Below are 18,235 nucleotides of genomic sequence, written 5' to 3' on the forward strand. Positions count from 1 at the left end.
TGCGATCTGTCATCAGATTAATATAGAACAATATATTAAATAACACGGTAAGGTGATATTTTCATTAAAAACAAAAGTATTAAAAATAATATTGTTGACGTTAGTACTTAATGACTAGTCGTTATGTACATGTTTAATGATTAAAGAATATTAAAAGGATATTTATAATGCTAAATAATTGAAAATATAGTCGGTAGCGTTCATAGCTAATGCTTTTGTTCAGTATCTTTTATATTATTTAAAATTGTTGGTATATGTTGTTTAATCATAGGTAAGAACCAAGGAGTTAACTTGATGACGTTATTTATTAATAATGTAATAGGGAATGATTATGAAAAATATAAAGCTAATGTTGTTAATCTCAAGCTATTTTTTAGCAAGTCTATTTTCTACGCTTGCTATAGCAGATCATCACAAGAAAAAGTCGGGTAGAATGCCCGGGCAAGCCGTGTATGCGCAACTGTCTGTAGGTGCTAATTTTCAGTCAAATCAAGATGTTTATTACAATGGTGATGTAACAGTTAGAGAGATTGGTGGCGGGCTTCAAATGACTTATGATCCTGGGTTAAATTTCGGCGGAGCCTTAGGCTATCAAGCTCATGAGTGGCGGGTAGCATTCAGTATTGATCATTATAATAATGATATGAAAACGGCTCAAACGGGTACTTCTTCGTTAGATTCAACCAAAAGCAGTGCGACAACATATTTAGGCAACCTATATTATGACTGGAAAATAAAACAGCTACCGATTAAACCTTTTATCGGGGTGGGTTTAGGTTTGATTGGTGTGAACATGGATATCAGTAATTATGTCTCCCAAGATGATTATGTAATGGCATATCAATTGACCATGGGTTTTAGCTATGACATTAACCATAAATTGAAGTTGAGCTTTGAATATAAACACCTTAATTCAACTGAGCTAAGTTACGAAATACAAGGTGGTAGTGGCTATGAAGATTTTATGTATTATCAAATTAATAGCTTTGGTGTCAATATGAGCTATCGTTTTTAAAAAAACAGATTAATTTAAATCATTAAATTAAAAATTAACGAATGAAAGGGAAATTATGAAATCAATGACACAGAGATTAATACTATTATTATCGAGTTTTGCTCTTTTACTCAGTGCTATGAGCGTAGTGTATGCCCATGGCCATAAAGGTGGAAATGCGGAGGGACGGGCGAGTAACAATAATTATTTAACTTTCAAAGTGGATTTGTCATCTTTATTGGAAAAAAAATTGGATGGCAAAGCTGTGGAGGCTAATACGCCCAAAGATGCCAGTGGTTTTGCTGTGCTCACTTATGATATTAAAAAAGAAACATTACGTTTTTACATTAGTTACAGTGGATTATCGGGTGAAGGCTTAGTGATGGCGCATTTTCATTCTAAAGATCCACAAGGTAATCCCATTGTTCAGACCATTTGTGGTCAGCCTGAAAAACCAGGAATGGTAAAAGATTGGCCTAAAACTAAAGATAATCAAGGCAGAGAAGGTTTAACGGGTGATTGTCCTGTGGGCAATAGTGGTTATATTAAAGGGGAGTGGGAACATGTCGAGCCCAGTGCCATTGAGGAGCTAAAAACAGGGACAATGAACCTTAACCTGCATACTAAACTGAATATGAAAGGGGAAATTAATGGTTATTTACAGCCTGTAGGTCAATAACTAGCCCAACCAGCAGGATATTGCTTGTCGATAGTGTCATTTTAAGACAAGCAATATCGCTGAAATAATGTTTTATTCCAGTTCTTTTTTTATGTCAGCCAGCGAGTTTTGAATATCTTCTCTTCTGCCTTTATCAGCCAGTGGACGGGTAGGGCGAGCATGGGCGAGTAGTGCTTTTTCTAAATAATTATTTGCCTGTTTATATTCATCTTCTTCCATCAAATACTGGGCATAAAAATAATTTGCATCTATGCCATTGGGATTGGCTTTAAGCCCTTTTTTGAGCAAGCTTTGTGCTTTATCATCATCACCAAAACCGATTGGCCAGCCAGGTACGCGTAGGTAAAGCATACCTAAGCTAGTGTAAGCTGAACCTTTTAGCGCGAGAGGATCGAGTGATAGGGCTTTTTCAAAGTCAGATTTTGCAGATTTTGCATATTTTAAAGCGCCTATTCCGCCAGTGATTCCTGCATAAGTTGAATAAATAATACCTCGCCAAATATGTATGCCGGCATCGTCTGAAAATGTTGCGACATCTTCATCGGCTTTTTTCATGAGTTGAGTAAAGGCAGCTTCCTGAGCATCATCTTTAAGCTGATAGTTATCGACAGCCCACTCTTTTTGTAGATTACTTATGGCTTGTTGGCTGGTTTGCGCAGCAAATGTGGCTGTTGAAAAGAGGGTTAATGTCGCGATGGTCATTACCATCGTTTTTGTATAAAAGTAGCGTTTCATCATAGTGCTCCAGAAAGGTTGTGTTTAAGCCGTGAAACGGCGAATAATGGGTAATTGCTTTAATAGGGCTTTATCGACTAGCCGAGGGAATAGACTGTTTAAGCGTACAAATAATTTTTCAGGCCAACCTAGATAGTAAGTGACTGCTCTCTTCTGCTTTAACAAGTGCACTAAGGTGTTGGCTACAACGCTAGGTTCGTCAACCTGATTACCCAAGGCTTGATTCATGGCCTGATTTTTTTGGTTGTTCAGTTCGGTATTGGTTGCTCGTGGAGCAAAGTAGATCACTCGGATATTGGTGTCGGCTAATTCACGTCTTAAGGATTCAGTAAACCCTCTTAAGCCAAATTTACTACTGCAATAAAGCGTTGATCCTGCATAGCCTATACTGCCTAATATTGAGCCAATATTGACAATGGTCGGATCGTTTTTTTGATTTAACAATGGTATAAACCCTCGACAAAGTTGAATAGGGATCTGCAAGTTAATTACCATCATTTCTTCTATTTGGCTATCTGTCGCTTGTGTTAATAAAGATAGCTGATTAACACCTAATCCATTAATGATTATTTCACAGTCGAGTTGTTTTGCCCTCGTGAGTAATTGCTGGCGATCACGGGTAAGCGTCAAGTCGGCGCATAAGATCTGATGTTTATTTCCACTCAATGTATTGAGTAAACCTTGCAGTTTCTCTTGATTGCGACCAGTAAGTAATAACTGGCAACCTTCAATATCAAGCGCTTTAGCAATGGCGTAACCAATTCCTCCGGATGCGCCAGTCAATAATACGCATTTATCTTGTAATTTCATGATATCACCTTAAATATGGGAAAGAGTTATGCAATTGTCTTGGCTTGTTCCGGTGATAATTCGCGTAAAATATCCCCATACAAATGATAGAAACGTTGAGCGGCATGAATGATCTGTTGTTGCTCTTGTTCATCTTCAATTTTATCCATCAGTTTTTCAAAAAATTTGATATGTTCCTGATCGAGTTGCCCGTGAGAATGCAAGTAACTAAAGGCTTTTTGGGGTAACGCTAAGTGATGCTGTATTTTCTGAGCCGCTTGATCGGCGATTTGAATGCTTGTGCCTTCTAATACCTGTACCAGTCCAAAAAAAGTAAGTGGACTGACACGATTAATCGAGTCATAAGTATATGCAACCATAAGTTCTGTTGACATGTTTGGCTTGCTATTACGCGCTTTTTCTTTATTGAATCCACAAGCTGTAATATCATTTAAAATCCACTCTTGATGGCCGAGTTCTTCTTCTATGTATTCAGCTACAGCATCTCTAAGCCATTCTCTTGACCCATCGATATGAGATCCTGTGGCCATTAATAAAGGCGTGGTGTGTTTGACATGATGATAGGCTTGAAGTAAGAAGGCTGCATAATCCTCTAAGGTAAAATCCCCAGACATCGCACGGTGAATGATGGGGGCCGTGAAAAGGTAGTCACGACTTTGTTGAGTTTCTTTTTGTAAGCGATCAAAAAATTTCATAAGGAAGCCCGTTATATTTGGTGGTGTTAAGTAATGAATGCGTTATCGATAAAAATTTTGTATTTCAAGCTTAAATCTTTGGCTGACGCTGGGGCGATGTAATCTGCCATTGGGCGTCGAGAGTGGACGCCAAGCGGATTCATTAATGCGGATCCATGAATGGATCTGCGCATAATCAGGCATTTTCTGATTGACGTGATTAATCCAAGTTTGTATTTGTGAATGAGAAGTGTGTTTTGCAGTGCTGATTAATGCCGATAAATAAGGTTGGCCATCACCAACAACCATGCATTGCGTTATTATCGACACAGTGAGTTCGGACTCCACCCATTCAGGGCTAATATTACGTCCAAAACTGGTAATTAAGGTGTTTTTTAATCGGCCATTGATGGTCAAATAGCCATCGGTAAAGTAACCCGTATCTCCGGTAAATATTTTCTTTGGGTACCAAGTGCTAGGGTGATGTAAATAACCTAAATGACATGCACCTTCGATAATAATTTCATTGTTTTCAATGGTAATTCTGCAATGAGATAGCGTTTTCCCCACACTATAGGGCTGATTGGCATTGGGTGTATTTAATGAGATAACCGACCCACACTCAGATAAACCATACCCTTGGTAAACCGGTAACCCATAAGCTTGGGCTTGGGTGATTAAATCTGCCGATATCTTTGCGCCTCCAACGGCAATAAAATGCAAAGAGGAGGGGGCTTGCCAACCTTGCTGGCAGGCTTGAATTAAAACAGACAATAATTGAGGAATAATGATAATGCTATTGGGGGCTTGATCATATAAATGTGCTAAAAAAGTGTTCACATCAAGTTGAGAACTCTGTCCCATACCACGGGTATTATCATCACTAAGGTATATGCTGCCGCTATTGAGTAGAGGGGCATAAACCCCGGCAATATTTTCAAGTAATGTACTGAGTGGCAGTAAGCATAAATGTCTTGTTTGTGATAGTGGAGTCGTTGAGGCTAATGAGTCTGCCACTTGCCACTGATGCTCCATACTCAGGCACACGCCTTTTGGCGTGCCTGTAGAGCCTGATGTAAAAGTGACTTTTTGCGTGCCTTTAGGGAAAGAAACATTAATATTGGTATTTAATAATAAAGTATAAAGTGTGGCTGTTAATCCAATCGGGGAGATTTGTTGATGTGAATTAATAAAATGAGATTGAATATTCGCATTTTCGGTGAATAGAATGTCAATGCCAGTTTTCTGAATGCTATGAATAAGTTGTTCTTGGCTAAAAAAAGTGGGTAATGGGACACAAATAATCCCAGCCTCTTGGCAAGCTAAATCAATCACAACCCAATCGATACTGTTTTGAATATGTAGGCCAATAACATTAATCTTCGATGATGTGATCCAATAGCTTATTTTAGATATTCGATTCGCTAATTGATTATAAGAAAGACTTTCTTTGTCATTGATGAGTGCGGGCTGCTCTAAGGGAAGTTGTTTCCCTATTTGACGTAATTTATGAGTGATTGATGTCATGGCTTTTACCTAACGAGAGGAGGATGGGTTTTTAATAAATTGGCGAGAGATCTCATCGATATTATTTTGATACTTTTTCTTGATACGATTTAATATTTGAGCATTATTGGCGGTGATTTTTTTCAAATCTGCAGTAATCACTTGGGGATTATTATTATAATAACTCCCCCAATGATTTTGATTTATTTCGGGATGAGCATCTGCAATGGGTATGAGTTCTATATTTAAGCGTCTTAGGAGGCGTTTCACTTCGTCTGTGGCGGTAAAGATGATCCACTGATAATGGGCATTGATAAGCATATTAGCCATAAGGCTAAATAAAATTAATCCAGAGCCATTGTGTGTGATCGCTAAATTTCCAATCTCGACAATGGAATGGCGTTCAATGGGTTGATGTGTGACAGTTGAGATAAGCGTTTCAGCAGCAACAGAAAGATATTGTTCTAGAAAAAATTTTTCTGAGGATCCTGGCATTAAACCGACCACCGCTTGAGGGTGCTCTTTTAATGACATTTCAAGTAAAATGGGCATGAAATGAGTGATTTTTGCTTGATGTATTTGTTGAAATTTCCTAGCGATATAGCATTCTATTTTCTCTCTTTGAGAATTCGTATTGATATGAATATGGAACTGGTGTTGCTGTATTGCGATATGATTTTTTTTGAAAAATTGATTTTTCACTTTTTCATTAGAATAGTCCAGATTCAAATGAGTTTGAAGCATAAATATCTCCTAGAATATTAAATTTAATATGGTCTATTTGTTGTTTTAATTATAAGTCCAGTCTTTCTATATTATAAATAAATTGAGTTATGTATGTTGTTTGTAATAAATATTATTATACAATTGACATGTTAACTATGTTTGTATTTTAACTGCCGTTCATGCAGTACAATATAAATTAATAGCGTGTCTTTTTTAAATGTCAATATAATGGATGCCGCTAAAATATCAATTAGGGGTAGTAATAGTCTATTAATAACGTCTACTTATATTTTATTGCATGTCAGTAAAGGTCAATTTTTTATTGTTCATGTATATAGTCAGTCAGTTTTAAGTAAGTAAAGTTCAAATATTCTCTTAAAAAAAATATACAAATTTTGATATATAAGTAATGGTAAGTAATAAAATTCATTTTTTTGTTTATAAAACGAACTGGCTATTTTAAATAAATATGTAATACTGTTACTAATAAGAATCAATATCAGTATTGTTTACTATGTTTTTAGATGTTATTTTACCCTTTAAAATTATTAAGTTATTGAATAATTTGCGTTTATTTTTTTTGTGATTATTTTTAAATCATAAGGTTTAGTCTTCATTATCTTGAATGTCATATTAAGGCTACTACTAAGATTCTTTAAGGTTAAAAAAAATTAATGTTTTATTCATATTAAAGAATAAGATGAAATAAAAATATTTATTGATGACATATTCATTAGCGTTAACTAACCTGAGCTTGAGATAATGAGTGTCAGGCTTACTTTTTATTTATTAAATTATTGCCATTATGGATTACCTAGTGAGTGCTGACATATTTGTCGATATCAAGGGGAGTTTCGAGCGTAATAGACTGTTATTACTAAGCATTATAATGCAGGTCGGGACGGAAATAGCGCTATTCAGTGATGCGGCTTAATCTGAGTTCAGGTTAATTGATCCCCATCACCCGCTATTGAGTAGAATGGGGATCAGTCGCGAAAAGGTAAAATTGTTCATAGATGATTAAATTGGAGACTAGAGATAGATCTCATATTGTCAGGCTAATTTGTCAATATTTCGTAAGTCACTGCGATCTGGAGTAGATAATAGAGTGAAATAGAAAAGTATAATAGAAGAAAAAGAACCAGCGGGCTGAACAAAAATAATCAATCAATAAACGAAGTATTAGACTTCGTTTATTGCATATTTGAATATCAATTCTTAATGACTATTGATGGCAGCGAATTGAATGACTACTGTCTGGCGACTCGGTGGTTATCTGATGGCGTTTCAAAATCACTGCGATATGGATTGATATCCAGGCCACCACGGCGCGTATATCGGGCGTAGACTGTCAACTTGGCACATTGGCAAAAGCGTTTTAAATCGACAAAGATCCGTTCGACACATTGTTCATGAAACTCATTGTGTTGGCGAAATGAAATGAGATAACGCAGTAATTTCTCTTTATTGATTTTAGGGCCTTGATAACGGATCATGACGCTACCCCAATCAGGTTGATGGGTGATTAAACAATTTGATTTTAAGAGATTGGAATTGAGTGTTTCAGCGACGATGATTTTATCATCGGTACTATTTTGTAGATACTCAGGATTAAAGTCATAGTTATCGACTTCGATATCTAAATTGTCAATGCAAGTACCGGGAAGATCGATAATGCGTTGATTTGAAAATTGTCTTGGTTCGATGATATTGACACTCACTTCACCTTGGGCGCAAGCGCTGAGATCGCGGATTAAGGTCTCACGTACCTCTTTGATATTGTCAAAATGAGTTTGATTAAAGCTATTCAGATAGAGTTTAAACGATTTTGACTCAACAAGGTTGTCTGTATTGAAAGGCAGAGAAAACTCTGCAATTGCCACCATGGGCTTTCCTTTCGGATTCAGCCAAGATAATTCATATCCCGTCCAGATATCACTGCCCTTAAAAGGCAAGTTATCGGCCGTTAATGCGATGGCGTCTCGATTCAATGTCCTTGGGACACCTTGCAATAGCTTAGGGTTATATATAGATTCGTATTCGCTGGCTTTACCTAGCGTGAGCTCTGAAAGTTCATGAGCATCACCATAAGGATCATGATCTTGTGTCATCAATACAATTTCCGTGTCAAAATAGGCCATCATTATAACTGATTTTGGAATTATCCTCAGTGTCTTCTTTACCTGCATTAACAAATTTTTTTAACGCCTACCATCAGGCATATCAAGAACAATTAAATGAGTGTCCTCGTTTTTTTGCCAAAGGTGAGCATTCTGATTGTATTCTTGACGAGGTTAATTTGACTCAAGATGAACCTGTTCAATGGGTTAGTGTGATAAGAGATGAAGCGGGTAACTTTGATAATCTGAATCAAGCTTTAAAAATTTCTTTGCATACTGATATCGATGCGCTTTATGGGCATTATTTTTCCGGCCCTTTGATGTTTGATTCTTCATGGGGGCAGGGGGAAATTTTACAGGTGTGGAACCAAAATGACTTTGAATGTTTACAACAAAATATCATTGGTCATTTAATGATGAAGAAAAAGTTAAAACAGCCGTTAACCTGGTTTATCGGCGTGTTTGACGAAAACGATACCATGATCACAGTGAATAATGATGATGGCAGTGTGTGGATAGAAAAACCGGGTGAAGTGCAGTCTACCTGTTTAGCCGATAGCTTGAATGATTTTATCAGCCAACTGACGCCAAGAGTCAGCCCCGCTAAAACTTACCACGAGTTAGAAGAGGCAATGGAGGGGGCGGCCGATCATCCTGGTATTTGGCAACGCTTTAAAAGCATGTATCAACATTTACGTGAGAGTTTACGTGGCCGTTAATCATAGATTGCTTATTTTTGATAAATTGAATCAAAGATGGTCCCAAGAGATATTCGAGACGATGCGGCAATCATCACATTTGAAATGAAACAGCTCTAATAGTGGAGTCTCGACTCGCCACTCAGTATTGCCACAGCGTGGGCAGGGACGATTGAGTTCGGCTTCAAGACTCTTTCCACCGACTCGATACAAGTAATAATACGTCGGGATTTGAGTTAAATATTCAATGCGTCCGCGTATGTCCCAGCCACGACGAAACAGATCGCTTTTGTGACACGTTAGCTCGTTTAAAGCCGAAAATTCTGCTTTCGTTCCTGCCGCCATTTGCAGTTCATCGCAGGCTTGCCATTCAGTTTGCCAGCGGATCACCCGTTTGTGATCACCATTAAAGGTCGCGGGTATTTGATACAATGGGATTGGTTGTAGCGTATCACCACTGCGAAGGGGCGAGCACATGTGCACATAGCTGGTGTAAATGATCTGCCAACTGGGCACTTCGGTGTAGCTCACTTCAGAGTTAATATCTTGGCCTATATATTTTTCTCTTGGTGCTAATAGCTTAGCCTCTGTTAATGCGACTAATGCCTGTTTAACCCAAGGGCTATGGTATTTATGACTGAGACTGGTTTTTTCAGGCATTAATAATCTGACTTTAAACTCCCCATCATTAAACGCGACGGCAAATTCTCTCCCCAAGATTTGGCCATTGGCGCGTAGGGCCTCGAGTAAATGATTAATGGCTTTTTCGGCTGCACTAATGGTGGTGTCGGCAAAGCATTCAAATCTGAGTTCCATCACTTGCATGGGGAGTTGTTTCCTGTTGGCATTTCACTATTGCTATTACTTTGGTTTTTTTGACGGACTTCAAGTTGAGTCACTCGTACTTGCAGCGCTTGATGCTCCTGGGTTAATTGCCCCAGTGTTTGCTTGAGCAGGGTGATTTGTTGTGTCAATTGCAGCACCTGCTGTTGAGTATGAGCTTCGGTGGCATGTTGTTCTGTGGTACTCGAATGGGGAGTTTCAGCATGGGCATGGTTTTGTTTATCTAAGGCCATTGCGTGTTGAGATAGTTGCTGTTTTTCAAGATCTGACAGGCTTTTATACTGCTGCAATCCTTGAATAAGTAAAGGCATGGGAAACTGGGTGCCGAGCTGACGTTTAATGAGCGCTAAACTCGGTTGTCTGCCTTGGCTTTCGATGTGATGCGCGGTCATAATAATATTTTCTAGCGGACTCATGTGAGATCTCGTTAAACGCTTTTAAGCGGACAATATTAACATGCTTGAGCAGATTTATTAAGGCTCATTCTTAGCGTGTTTTATTCGCTAAGGTGACGTCATTGAGTGATTTTTTGAAAATATTTCTAAAGATTTCTTAAAAGTGGCCGAGATATTGCTTTTTCAATGATAGAGCAACAAGCGTCAATTTTTCGTCGCGGTTTTTGAATACAATAATCTGTGAAGTGAACACTTACTTCGAAGCGCTGAAAAATGTTTGTGTTAATGGACCCATGTGATCAGCCTCGGCTGGGTGAGAGCAGTGCTAAGGAGAAAAGATGCAGTTGAGTAGCAATCCGTTATTGCAAGAAATGCAGGCGATTAATGAGCAATTAGAGACAAAAAATAGGACTAATGAGATGGAAAAGGGCAGCATCATGCCCGCCATCAGTCAGCAAGTACAAAATACCGCAGGGAGTGATTTCGGTGATTTACTGTCTCAAGCCATCGGTAATGTGAATAGCTTACAGTCCAATGCGGGCCAAATGTCACAAAAACTGGATATGGGCGATTCGAGTGTGACATTAAGCGATACAGTGATTGCACGTGAAAAAGCCAGTGTAGTCTTTGAAGCCACAGTGCAGGTGCGTAATAAATTGGTCGATGCGTATAAAGAAATCATGAGTATGCCCGTTTAGCCATTGCCTAAAGATACTAAGCGTTTGATCATGAAGTGAATGATTGTTGAGGATAATAAGCGATTGTGAGTACCGATATAATAGTAGTAGGCAATGATCCCGCTTTAGCTAAGAGCAATCAATCCGGTGAGCCAAAGGAAGAAAGAATCGGTTTGTTGGGCAGCCTAGGTGGAGGCGATGTATTAAAACAAGTGACTATGATTTTAGCCTTAGTCATTTGTCTCGCCTTGGCTGTGGCCATTATGATCTGGGCCCAAGAGAGTGAATTTCGCCCTTTAGCTAAAATGACGACTGAGGAGATGATTGCAGTACTTGATGAATTAGATAAAAATAATATTCAATATAAAATTCAAGGCGATCTGGTTAAAGTCCCCGAAGGTCAATATCAAGATGTTAAAATGCTTCTGAGTCGCGCGGGGATTGACCATAGCAGTAAAAATGAAGACTTTTTAAATAAAGACAGTGGCTTTGGCGTGAGTCAACGCATGGAGCGAGCACGGCTGAAATACAGCCAAGAACTTAATTTGGCGCGAGCGATTGAAGCCCTTAAAAATGTTGAGCAGGCGAAAGTGATTTTAGCGCTGCCCAAAGAAAATGTATTTGCCAGAAATCGTGCTAAACCGAGTGCGACTGTGGTGGTGAATACACGCAGACGCCAGTTAGGGCAAGAAGAAATCGATGCTATCGTGGATATAGTGGCATCAGCGGTGCACGATTTAGAGCCGACTAAGGTCACTGTTACCGACGCCAATGGGCGTTTACTCAATTCAGGCAGCCAAGATGCGGCATCAGCAAGAGCGCGCCGAGAGCAAGAATTAGTCCAACAAAAAGAGTCTGAATACCGACATAAAATTGAGTCCATTTTAATGCCTATTCTTGGGCCTGAAAACTTTACCGCCCAAGTGGATGTCAGTATGGACTTCACCGCTGTTGAAAAAACGGCCAAACGTTATAACCCTCAGCAGCCTTCATTACGCAGTGAAATGACAGTGGAAAATAATACTGTGGCAGGGAGGAATGGCGGGATCCCCGGTGCCCTGTCGAATCAGCCGCCGATGGATGCGCAAATTCCAGAAGAAGCCAGTCAATATAGTGCCACATTAAACAATCGCGGCGCGACGCATAAAGAAGCGACGCGTAATTTTGAACTCGATAGCACTATCAGTCACACCCGTCAGCAAGTCGGCACATTAAGCCGTGTGAGTGTATCTGTGGCCATTGATTTCAAAACGGATCAGCCACTTGAAGATGGTTCGATTAATCGTGTGTCTAGAAGTGAAGCGGAAATCGCCAATATCCGTCGTTTATTGGAAGGTGCGATAGGGTTCAGCGCCCAGCGTGGCGATGTTATTGAAGTGGTGTCGGTGCCTTTTCTTGAGCAGTTAATGCCAGCGCCTAAAGACGTTCAGATATGGGAACAGGCTTGGTTTTGGCGAGCGGTCAAATTACTGTTGGGCGCATTAGTGGTGTTGGTACTGATTTTAGCCGTGGTGCGCCCCATGCTAAAACGCCTTATTGACCCTGAAGCGCCATTATTGTTAGAGGATAAACCCCAAGGGGATGAGCTCGCTGAAATTGAAGATCAATACGCTGCGGATACGTTAGGCATGTTAGAGCGACCCGAAGCAGAATACAGCTATGCCGATGATGGTTCTATTTTAATTCCCAACCTGCATAAGGATGACGACATGATAAAAGCCATCCGCGCGATTGTGGCCAATGAGCCTGAATTATCGACTCAAGTGGTCAAAAATTGGTTATTAAACGATGAGTAACGATGTAACGACGGGGATAAAAACGACTGAGAATCTCAGTGAGCTGACCGGTATAGAGAAAACCGCTATTTTACTGTTGAGCCTGAGCGAGGCCGATGCGGCGTCGATTTTAAAGCACTTGGAACCCAAACAAGTACAAAAAGTCGGTATGGCCATGGCGAGCATGAAAGATTTTGGTCAAGAGAAAGTGATTGGTGTCCATAAATTATTTCTTGATGATATTCAGAAATACTCCTCTATAGGTTTTAACAGTGAAGAGTTTGTTCGTAAGGCATTAACCGCCGCTTTAGGCGAAGATAAGGCGGGCAATCTCATTGATCAGATCATTATGGGGAGCGGTGCGAAAGGTTTAGATTCGCTTAAATGGATGGATGCTCGTCAAGTGGCGACCATTATTCAAAATGAGCATCCACAAATTCAAACCATTGTTTTATCGTATTTAGAACCCGATCAAGCTGCCGAGATTTTTGCGCAATTTCCCGAAAATACCCGTCTTGACCTGATGATGCGAATTGCTAATCTCGAAGAGGTACAGCCAGCGGCTCTGCAAGAACTGAATGACATCATGGAGAAACAGTTTGCGGGTCAAGGGGGCGCGCAAGCTGCCAAAATGGGCGGATTAAAAGCGGCGGCCAGTATTATGAATTACCTCGATACCGGCGTTGAAAGTCATCTCATGGGGACCATGCGTGAGTCCGATGAAGAAATGGCGCAGCAAATTCAAGATCTTATGTTTGTTTTTGAAAACTTAAATATTGTTGATGACATGGGGATCCAAGTTTTGCTCAGAGAAGTGCAGCAAGATGTTTTGTTAAAAGCATTGAAAGGGGCGGATGATCAACTTCGGGATAAAATGCTCAATAATATGTCTAAAAGAGCGGCTGAACTGTTGCGAGATGATTTAGAGGCTATGGGGCCTATTCGGATCAGTGAAGTCGAAGTGGCACAGAAGGAAATATTATCCATAGCACGTCGTTTAAGTGACAGCGGTGAATTGATGTTGGCTGGAGGTGGACATGACGAGTTCTTATAATTTTTTAACGGGTTTATCGTTTTCTCAAACGAAATGAACAGCTATATTTTATCTGGCTCGTTCCAGAAAAGCGGCTTTGACATAAGCCGTTATGAAATAAACAGGCTTGGAATAAATTGTTCTGAAATAAGCAGTAGCAGTAGAGGTAGTGATGTCAGATAAAGGATCCGTTCATAGTGAGTTCAGTCATTGGGAACTTCCTGATGTCACCCATACTGTGGATGATGACATGCTGGACATGTTTGGTCGCCAGCAAGTCATTATGGCGGCCGAAATCGAAGATGCCGAAGAGGAAGAAGGGGTATTGCCGCCGACATTGAGTGAAATCGAAGGGATCCGTCAAGAAGCGGAACAGGCGGGCTTTGAACATGGAAAAGCAGCAGGCTTTGGTGAAGGATTCGAAAAGGGCCAATTGACCGGCCTTGAACAAGGTCACAAGGAAGGCTTCTCTCAAGGGCAAGATCAAGGCCTGGCAGACGGCATGAAGCAGGCTCAAGCCCACATTGATCAATTTGAAGCTTTACTGACACAATTTACCCAGCCTTTAGCGCTACTCGATACCGATATTGAATTACAATTGATCTCCTTGGTGGATAAACTCTCTCAAGCCGTGATCATGCATGAATTAACGCTGGCACCAGAGCAGATTGCCCATGTATTACGCCACGGACTCGATGCGTTGCCGATTAAAAAGCAAACGGTTACGATCCGCGTGAATCCGAGTGATGCTAAAGTAATAGCCCTGTTATATAGCCATACCGAACAAGAACGGCAAGGCTGGCACCTCGAAGAAGATCCCACGTTAACGCAAGGGGGTCTTATTATGCATTGCGAGCCGAGCCAGTTAGATTTGACCCTTGAGAGTCGCTTAAAAGCCGTATTCAGTGAATGGCAACAGACGCAAGCCGTGCTCGAACAAAACAAACAACAACAGCAAGAACAGAGAAAACAGCAAGAACAGAGCAAACAACAACTGGAAGCACAACAATTAGCAGTTCTCGATGATGAGATCCATGATCGTGATTTCAGTGAAATATCACCGCGTGAAAGCATTGAATAGCCGGCAAATGCGCACTGCCGCTTTGCAGCAAAAATTACACCGCTATCAAGCTAAGGTGCCGTCTTTCATTCCTCAAGCCAGTGGGCAATTAGTCAGAGTCGTTGGACTCACATTAGAGGCAAGCGGTTGCCGTGCGCCGATAGGCAGTTTATGCGGTATTGAAACCTTATACGGTGAATTAACCGCAGAGGTGATTGGCTTTAATGAAGGCTTGTTATATTTGATGCCTGTGGAAGAGTTACGCGGCGTATTGCCTGGGGCGCGAGTGACGCCGCTGGGCGAGCAAGAAAGCTTAAATGTGGGTCTCGAATTGTTAGGACGTGTCCTCGACGGGAGTGGCAAAGCCATTGACGGCTTAGGGCCATTAAATACCCACAGTAAAGCGCCATCATATGTGGCGGCGATTAATCCATTGTCACGGCGAGCGATCAGTGAGCCTCTTGATGTGGGCGTTCGCGCGATTAATGCCATGCTAACGGTCGGCAAAGGTCAGCGAATGGGATTATTTGCCGGCTCTGGCGTAGGGAAGAGTGTGCTGTTGGGCATGATGACTCGGGGGGCGAATGTCGACATTATTGTGGTGGCATTGGTGGGGGAACGTGGCCGAGAAGTGAAAGAGTTTATTGAAGACATTTTGGGTGAGCAAGGGCGGGCACGCTCGGTTGTGGTGGCGGCGCCTGCAGATACTTCACCGTTAATGCGACTGCGTGCGTGTGAAACCGCGACACGGATAGCCGAATACTTTAGAGATCAAGGTTACAGTGTACTGTTATTAATGGACAGTTTAACGCGCTATGCACAAGCTCAACGAGAGATGGCTTTAGCGATCGGTGAGCCACCCGCCACCAAAGGTTACCCACCCTCAGTGTTTGCCAAATTGCCCAAGCTGGTTGAGCGTGCAGGTAATGGTGGTGATAAGCAAGGTGCTATTACGGCTTTTTATACGGTATTAACTGAAGGGGATGATTTACAAGATCCCATTGCCGATGCCTCACGCGCCATTTTAGATGGACACATTGTCTTATCTCGCACCTTGGCCGACAGTGGTCATTATCCTGCCATTGATATTGAAGCCTCCATTAGCCGCGTTGCCCCGATGGTCATCAATGCTGAGCATTTAGAGTGTATGCGCCGCGTCAAGCAAGTGTATTCGTTATACCAACAGAACAAAGATCTCATTTCTATTGGTGCTTATAGCCAAGGCAGTGATCCTCGTGTGGATAATGCCATACGGTTACAACCTGCGATGAATGCCTTTTTAAGGCAAACCATGCATGATGCGATTAATTTTGAGAGCAGTGCATTGATGCTGTCTCAGATAGGCACGCAATGCAAAGTTTGATGTGTTTTTTGAGTTTTGAATGTTTGGTTTTTGTGGTTTGAGTCTGGTCCAGAATGATGTAAGGAAGTATCAATGAAAGCCGATCCGTTAGAGAAAGCCTTAGTGCTAGCCCAAGAGGCTGAAGAGCAGGCCAGTTTACAATTAAAAACGGCTCAATTTGAATGGCAAAAACAGCAAGAGCAGCTTGGCGCATTGCAACAATATCGCCTCGATTACATGAAGCAGATGGAAAGTCAGCAAGGGAAAAGTATTAGCGCCAGTGGCTATCATCAGTTTCATCAGTTTGTGAAGCAAATCGATGAGGCCATAGCGCGGCAGCTTGAAGCGGTGAGTGAAACTCATTCGATGAAACAACACCGACAAACCCATTGGCTGACGTGTCAGCAAAAGCATCAGGCCGTGGGGATTTTATTAAACAATAAAGCGAAAAAGGCGCAGCAACAGGCCATGCGTTTAGAACAAAAAATGACGGATGAATTTGCCATGCAGCAATTTTATCGAAAAAGTCTATAAACAATAGGGCTTAGCTCGCGTTTTAAAGGTGTTTTAATCGGGTTAATTTAAGTCACTGTAGTGTGATTGATGACTTTACACTGTGCTTGATAATAACGGGCACAGTTGGCATTAGATTTGCTTTTGTTGTTATAGGATGATGCACAGCGATTTTAGCCGATAATTTGACGTTTGATTATGCTGTTAATGTGTTGAATGGGGGGCTTATGCCGCAAATGATGAATAATGCTCGAATGGAATTAAATCTCAGTGGGAAAGAGCGTGCGCATTCAGTCAACCCGACGTTAAACGAACGGCCATTAAACCGTTCAGCAATGACTTCTGGATCAGCTTCTTGTGGAACGCAGCCGAACAATAACGCCTCAGAACGCACTGATTTTGCCTCTCGTTTATCATCTGTTGTGAATACTCGCTCACCATCGCAACAGGCTCAAGCTAACAATAAGAATGTTCATGCTCAGTCTAGCATTCAAGAAAAAGCCTTTTCTCAACCAGAGGCTAATGATGCCGCAGCGTTAGAAAACGCGCATGAGAGTGCTCCTCTTCATACAGGAGAAAAGAGTACCGAAAAGGGCATAAAAGAGCGCATAGAAAAGAGCCAGGCAGAGGATGAGCAAGTGCAACACCTTCTGTCTCAGTTAACCTTAGCCACTCAACTGAAAGACCGTGAAAGCGAAGCCGGAGTGAGTGCTCATGCTGCAGATCTGAATGTCGACGCTAAGTCTACGTTAGCGTCTGAGCTTAAGTCTGGCATAGATAAAACAAGCGTCTCCCTTAAATCAACATTTGGCCAGCCACTGGGAGAAGGCATTCAATCGGATGCTAAGCGCGATGTATTAGGCAAAAGTGAACCGGCCATAGTGGCTGAAGAAAATGAACATAGAAATGACAAACTGACCGAAGTGAGTCAGGCTAAGCAGGCGTTAACGGCCGCATCCGAAGAACGGTCTAAAGGCGTGACGAGTGATAAAAGTGTGCAGGCATACTCAGCTGCTGGCTCCCATGCCCATGTCGCCAATAATATAAGCGCTATGATCGACAATGGATTCATTAGCGAAAACATGCATTTTTCCGAGCCGGTTAATGGACGATTAACGCCGCTTTCGGCAACGAATTCAGCCGGGGAAATGTCGCTGAGATCCGCGGGCGATAACCTTTCTTCAATGCATAGCATGATCCAACGTTTCTCTCCCGTTATGCAACAGCAATTACTGACTATGGTCAGTCAAGGAGTGCAACAAGCAGAAATTAGACTCGATCCCGCTGAGCTTGGGCAAATGATGGTCAAAATTCAAGTACAAGGTGATACCACTCAAGTGCAATTTCAGGTGACGCAGCTCCAAACGCGTGAGTTGATAGAGCAAGCCTTGCCTCGATTGAAAGAGATGTTAGCCGAGCAAGGCATGCAACTCAGTGATGGACAAGTCTCTTATCAAGGCTCTCAAAACGAGAGCCCAAACCAGAACCAACAAGGCGCTCAACAAGAAGAATCGACATCGGATAGGCAGCTTGCAATGGACACCGATGGATTAATGAATGATCGTTTAATGAATACCTTGGTGAGCGATGAAGCAGGCTCTTCAGTATTAGGGATCGATTATTATGCATAAGCCTTTAATCTGTTTAGACTACTT

General features: G+C 41.3%; 18 protein-coding genes. 10 read left to right on the forward strand and 8 right to left on the reverse strand.

Annotation, left to right across the window (positions count from 1 at the left end; all coding sequences use genetic code 11):
• Positions 1-331 precede the first annotated feature (331 nt).
• Together L2764_RS07665 and L2764_RS07670 are read left to right on the forward strand one after the other, a co-directional pair.
• Positions 332-1,015 carry an outer membrane protein gene (locus L2764_RS07665; protein WP_248939633.1) on the forward strand — a complete coding sequence of 228 codons (684 nt, stop codon included), beginning with the start codon at positions 332-334 and terminating at the stop codon, positions 1,013-1,015.
• Between the two features lie 64 nt (positions 1,016-1,079).
• Entirely contained in the window at positions 1,080-1,673 is a 594-nt protein-coding gene (locus L2764_RS07670) for a CHRD domain-containing protein (protein ID WP_248939634.1), read from the forward strand.
• Between the two features lie 72 nt (positions 1,674-1,745).
• Here L2764_RS07670 and L2764_RS07675 read toward each other — a convergent pair whose 3' ends face one another.
• The 6 genes from L2764_RS07675 to queF form a co-directional block, all read right to left on the reverse strand.
• Positions 1,746-2,411 carry a tetratricopeptide repeat protein gene (locus L2764_RS07675; protein WP_248939635.1) on the reverse strand — a complete coding sequence of 222 codons (666 nt, stop codon included), beginning with the start codon at positions 2,409-2,411 and terminating at the stop codon, positions 1,746-1,748.
• A 21-nt stretch (positions 2,412-2,432) separates the two neighbouring features.
• A complete protein-coding gene (locus L2764_RS07680; RefSeq protein ID WP_248939636.1) occupies positions 2,433-3,218 on the reverse strand; it encodes an SDR family oxidoreductase in 786 nt (261 codons plus the stop codon).
• 26 nt (positions 3,219-3,244) lie between these two features.
• Positions 3,245-3,913, reverse strand: coding sequence for an iron-containing redox enzyme family protein (locus L2764_RS07685; RefSeq protein WP_248939637.1), 669 nt, complete (start codon positions 3,911-3,913; stop codon positions 3,245-3,247).
• Positions 3,914-3,955: 42 nt separating this feature from the next.
• Positions 3,956-5,419 carry an AMP-binding protein gene (locus L2764_RS07690; protein ID WP_248939638.1) on the reverse strand — a complete coding sequence of 488 codons (1,464 nt, stop codon included), beginning with the start codon at positions 5,417-5,419 and terminating at the stop codon, positions 3,956-3,958.
• A 9-nt stretch (positions 5,420-5,428) separates the two neighbouring features.
• Entirely contained in the window at positions 5,429-6,142 is a 714-nt protein-coding gene (locus tag L2764_RS07695; protein WP_248939639.1) for a thermostable hemolysin, read from the reverse strand.
• Positions 6,143-7,374: 1,232 nt separating this feature from the next.
• Entirely contained in the window at positions 7,375-8,235 is an 861-nt protein-coding gene (gene queF, locus L2764_RS07700; protein ID WP_248939640.1) for an NADPH-dependent 7-cyano-7-deazaguanine reductase QueF, read from the reverse strand.
• A 59-nt stretch (positions 8,236-8,294) separates the two neighbouring features.
• Here queF and syd point away from each other — a divergent pair, with 59 nt between their 5' ends.
• The gene (gene syd, locus L2764_RS07705; RefSeq protein WP_248939641.1) at positions 8,295-8,963 is read left to right on the forward strand and encodes a SecY-interacting protein; all 669 of its coding nucleotides are present in this window, start codon (positions 8,295-8,297) and stop codon (positions 8,961-8,963) included.
• A gap of 30 nt (positions 8,964-8,993) precedes the next feature.
• On the opposite strand, the gene L2764_RS07710 is transcribed toward syd, so the two are convergent.
• Positions 8,994-9,767 carry a Zn-ribbon-containing protein gene (locus L2764_RS07710; RefSeq protein WP_248939642.1) on the reverse strand — a complete coding sequence of 258 codons (774 nt, stop codon included), beginning with the start codon at positions 9,765-9,767 and terminating at the stop codon, positions 8,994-8,996.
• Entirely contained in the window at positions 9,758-10,201 is a 444-nt protein-coding gene (locus L2764_RS07715; RefSeq protein ID WP_248939643.1) for a hypothetical protein, read from the reverse strand. The genes L2764_RS07710 and L2764_RS07715 overlap by 10 nt, the downstream gene beginning before the upstream one ends.
• Positions 10,202-10,518: 317 nt before the next feature.
• Between L2764_RS07715 and fliE the strand changes: the two genes are divergently transcribed.
• The 7 genes from fliE to L2764_RS07750 all read left to right on the forward strand — a co-directional run bounded on the left by fliE (position 10,519) and on the right by L2764_RS07750 (position 18,211).
• Entirely contained in the window at positions 10,519-10,878 is a 360-nt protein-coding gene (gene fliE / locus L2764_RS07720) for a flagellar hook-basal body complex protein FliE (RefSeq protein ID WP_248939644.1), read from the forward strand.
• A gap of 80 nt (positions 10,879-10,958) precedes the next feature.
• Positions 10,959-12,653 (forward strand): flagellar basal-body MS-ring/collar protein FliF, encoded by a 1,695-nt coding sequence (gene fliF / locus L2764_RS07725; RefSeq protein ID WP_248939657.1) that lies wholly within the window; start codon positions 10,959-10,961, stop codon positions 12,651-12,653.
• Entirely contained in the window at positions 12,646-13,686 is a 1,041-nt protein-coding gene (fliG, locus tag L2764_RS07730) for a flagellar motor switch protein FliG (RefSeq protein WP_248939645.1), read from the forward strand. The genes fliF and fliG overlap by 8 nt, the downstream gene beginning before the upstream one ends.
• 151 nt (positions 13,687-13,837) lie before the next feature.
• Positions 13,838-14,746: a flagellar assembly protein FliH gene (locus tag L2764_RS07735; protein ID WP_248939646.1), complete on the forward strand. Its 909-nt coding sequence runs from the start codon at positions 13,838-13,840 to the stop codon at positions 14,744-14,746.
• A 7-nt stretch (positions 14,747-14,753) separates the two neighbouring features.
• Positions 14,754-16,088, forward strand: coding sequence for a flagellar protein export ATPase FliI (gene fliI, locus L2764_RS07740; protein WP_248939658.1), 1,335 nt, complete (start codon positions 14,754-14,756; stop codon positions 16,086-16,088).
• Between the two features lie 72 nt (positions 16,089-16,160).
• Positions 16,161-16,601, forward strand: a complete 441-nt coding sequence (gene fliJ / locus L2764_RS07745; protein ID WP_248939647.1) for a flagellar export protein FliJ — start codon at positions 16,161-16,163, stop codon at positions 16,599-16,601.
• Positions 16,602-16,807: 206 nt separating this feature from the next.
• Entirely contained in the window at positions 16,808-18,211 is a 1,404-nt protein-coding gene (locus L2764_RS07750; RefSeq protein ID WP_248939648.1) for a flagellar hook-length control protein FliK, read from the forward strand.
• The last annotated feature ends 24 nt before the right edge of the window (positions 18,212-18,235 follow it).

This window comes from Shewanella surugensis, assembly GCF_023284005.1.
GTDB classification, from domain to species: domain Bacteria; phylum Pseudomonadota; class Gammaproteobacteria; order Enterobacterales; family Shewanellaceae; genus Shewanella; species Shewanella surugensis.

Coding starts and splice junctions, on each gene's coding strand:
- L2764_RS07665 (WP_248939633.1), top strand. CDS start 332: ATGAAAAATATAAAGCTAATGTTGTTAATCTCAAGCTATTTTTTAGCA.
- L2764_RS07670 (WP_248939634.1), top strand. CDS start 1,080: ATGACACAGAGATTAATACTATTATTATCGAGTTTTGCTCTTTTACTC.
- L2764_RS07675 (WP_248939635.1), bottom strand. CDS start 2,411: ATGATGAAACGCTACTTTTATACAAAAACGATGGTAATGACCATCGCG.
- L2764_RS07680 (WP_248939636.1), bottom strand. CDS start 3,218: ATGAAATTACAAGATAAATGCGTATTATTGACTGGCGCATCCGGAGGA.
- L2764_RS07685 (WP_248939637.1), bottom strand. CDS start 3,913: ATGAAATTTTTTGATCGCTTACAAAAAGAAACTCAACAAAGTCGTGAC.
- L2764_RS07690 (WP_248939638.1), bottom strand. CDS start 5,419: ATGACATCAATCACTCATAAATTACGTCAAATAGGGAAACAACTTCCC.
- L2764_RS07695 (WP_248939639.1), bottom strand. CDS start 6,142: ATGCTTCAAACTCATTTGAATCTGGACTATTCTAATGAAAAAGTGAAA.
- queF (WP_248939640.1), bottom strand. CDS start 8,235: ATGACACAAGATCATGATCCTTATGGTGATGCTCATGAACTTTCAGAG.
- L2764_RS07710 (WP_248939642.1), bottom strand. CDS start 9,767: ATGCAAGTGATGGAACTCAGATTTGAATGCTTTGCCGACACCACCATT.
- L2764_RS07715 (WP_248939643.1), bottom strand. CDS start 10,201: ATGAGTCCGCTAGAAAATATTATTATGACCGCGCATCACATCGAAAGC.
- fliE (WP_248939644.1), top strand. CDS start 10,519: ATGCAGTTGAGTAGCAATCCGTTATTGCAAGAAATGCAGGCGATTAAT.
- fliG (WP_248939645.1), top strand. CDS start 12,646: ATGAGTAACGATGTAACGACGGGGATAAAAACGACTGAGAATCTCAGT.
- L2764_RS07735 (WP_248939646.1), top strand. CDS start 13,838: ATGTCAGATAAAGGATCCGTTCATAGTGAGTTCAGTCATTGGGAACTT.
- fliI (WP_248939658.1), top strand. CDS start 14,754: ATGCGCACTGCCGCTTTGCAGCAAAAATTACACCGCTATCAAGCTAAG.
- fliJ (WP_248939647.1), top strand. CDS start 16,161: ATGAAAGCCGATCCGTTAGAGAAAGCCTTAGTGCTAGCCCAAGAGGCT.
- L2764_RS07750 (WP_248939648.1), top strand. CDS start 16,808: ATGCCGCAAATGATGAATAATGCTCGAATGGAATTAAATCTCAGTGGG.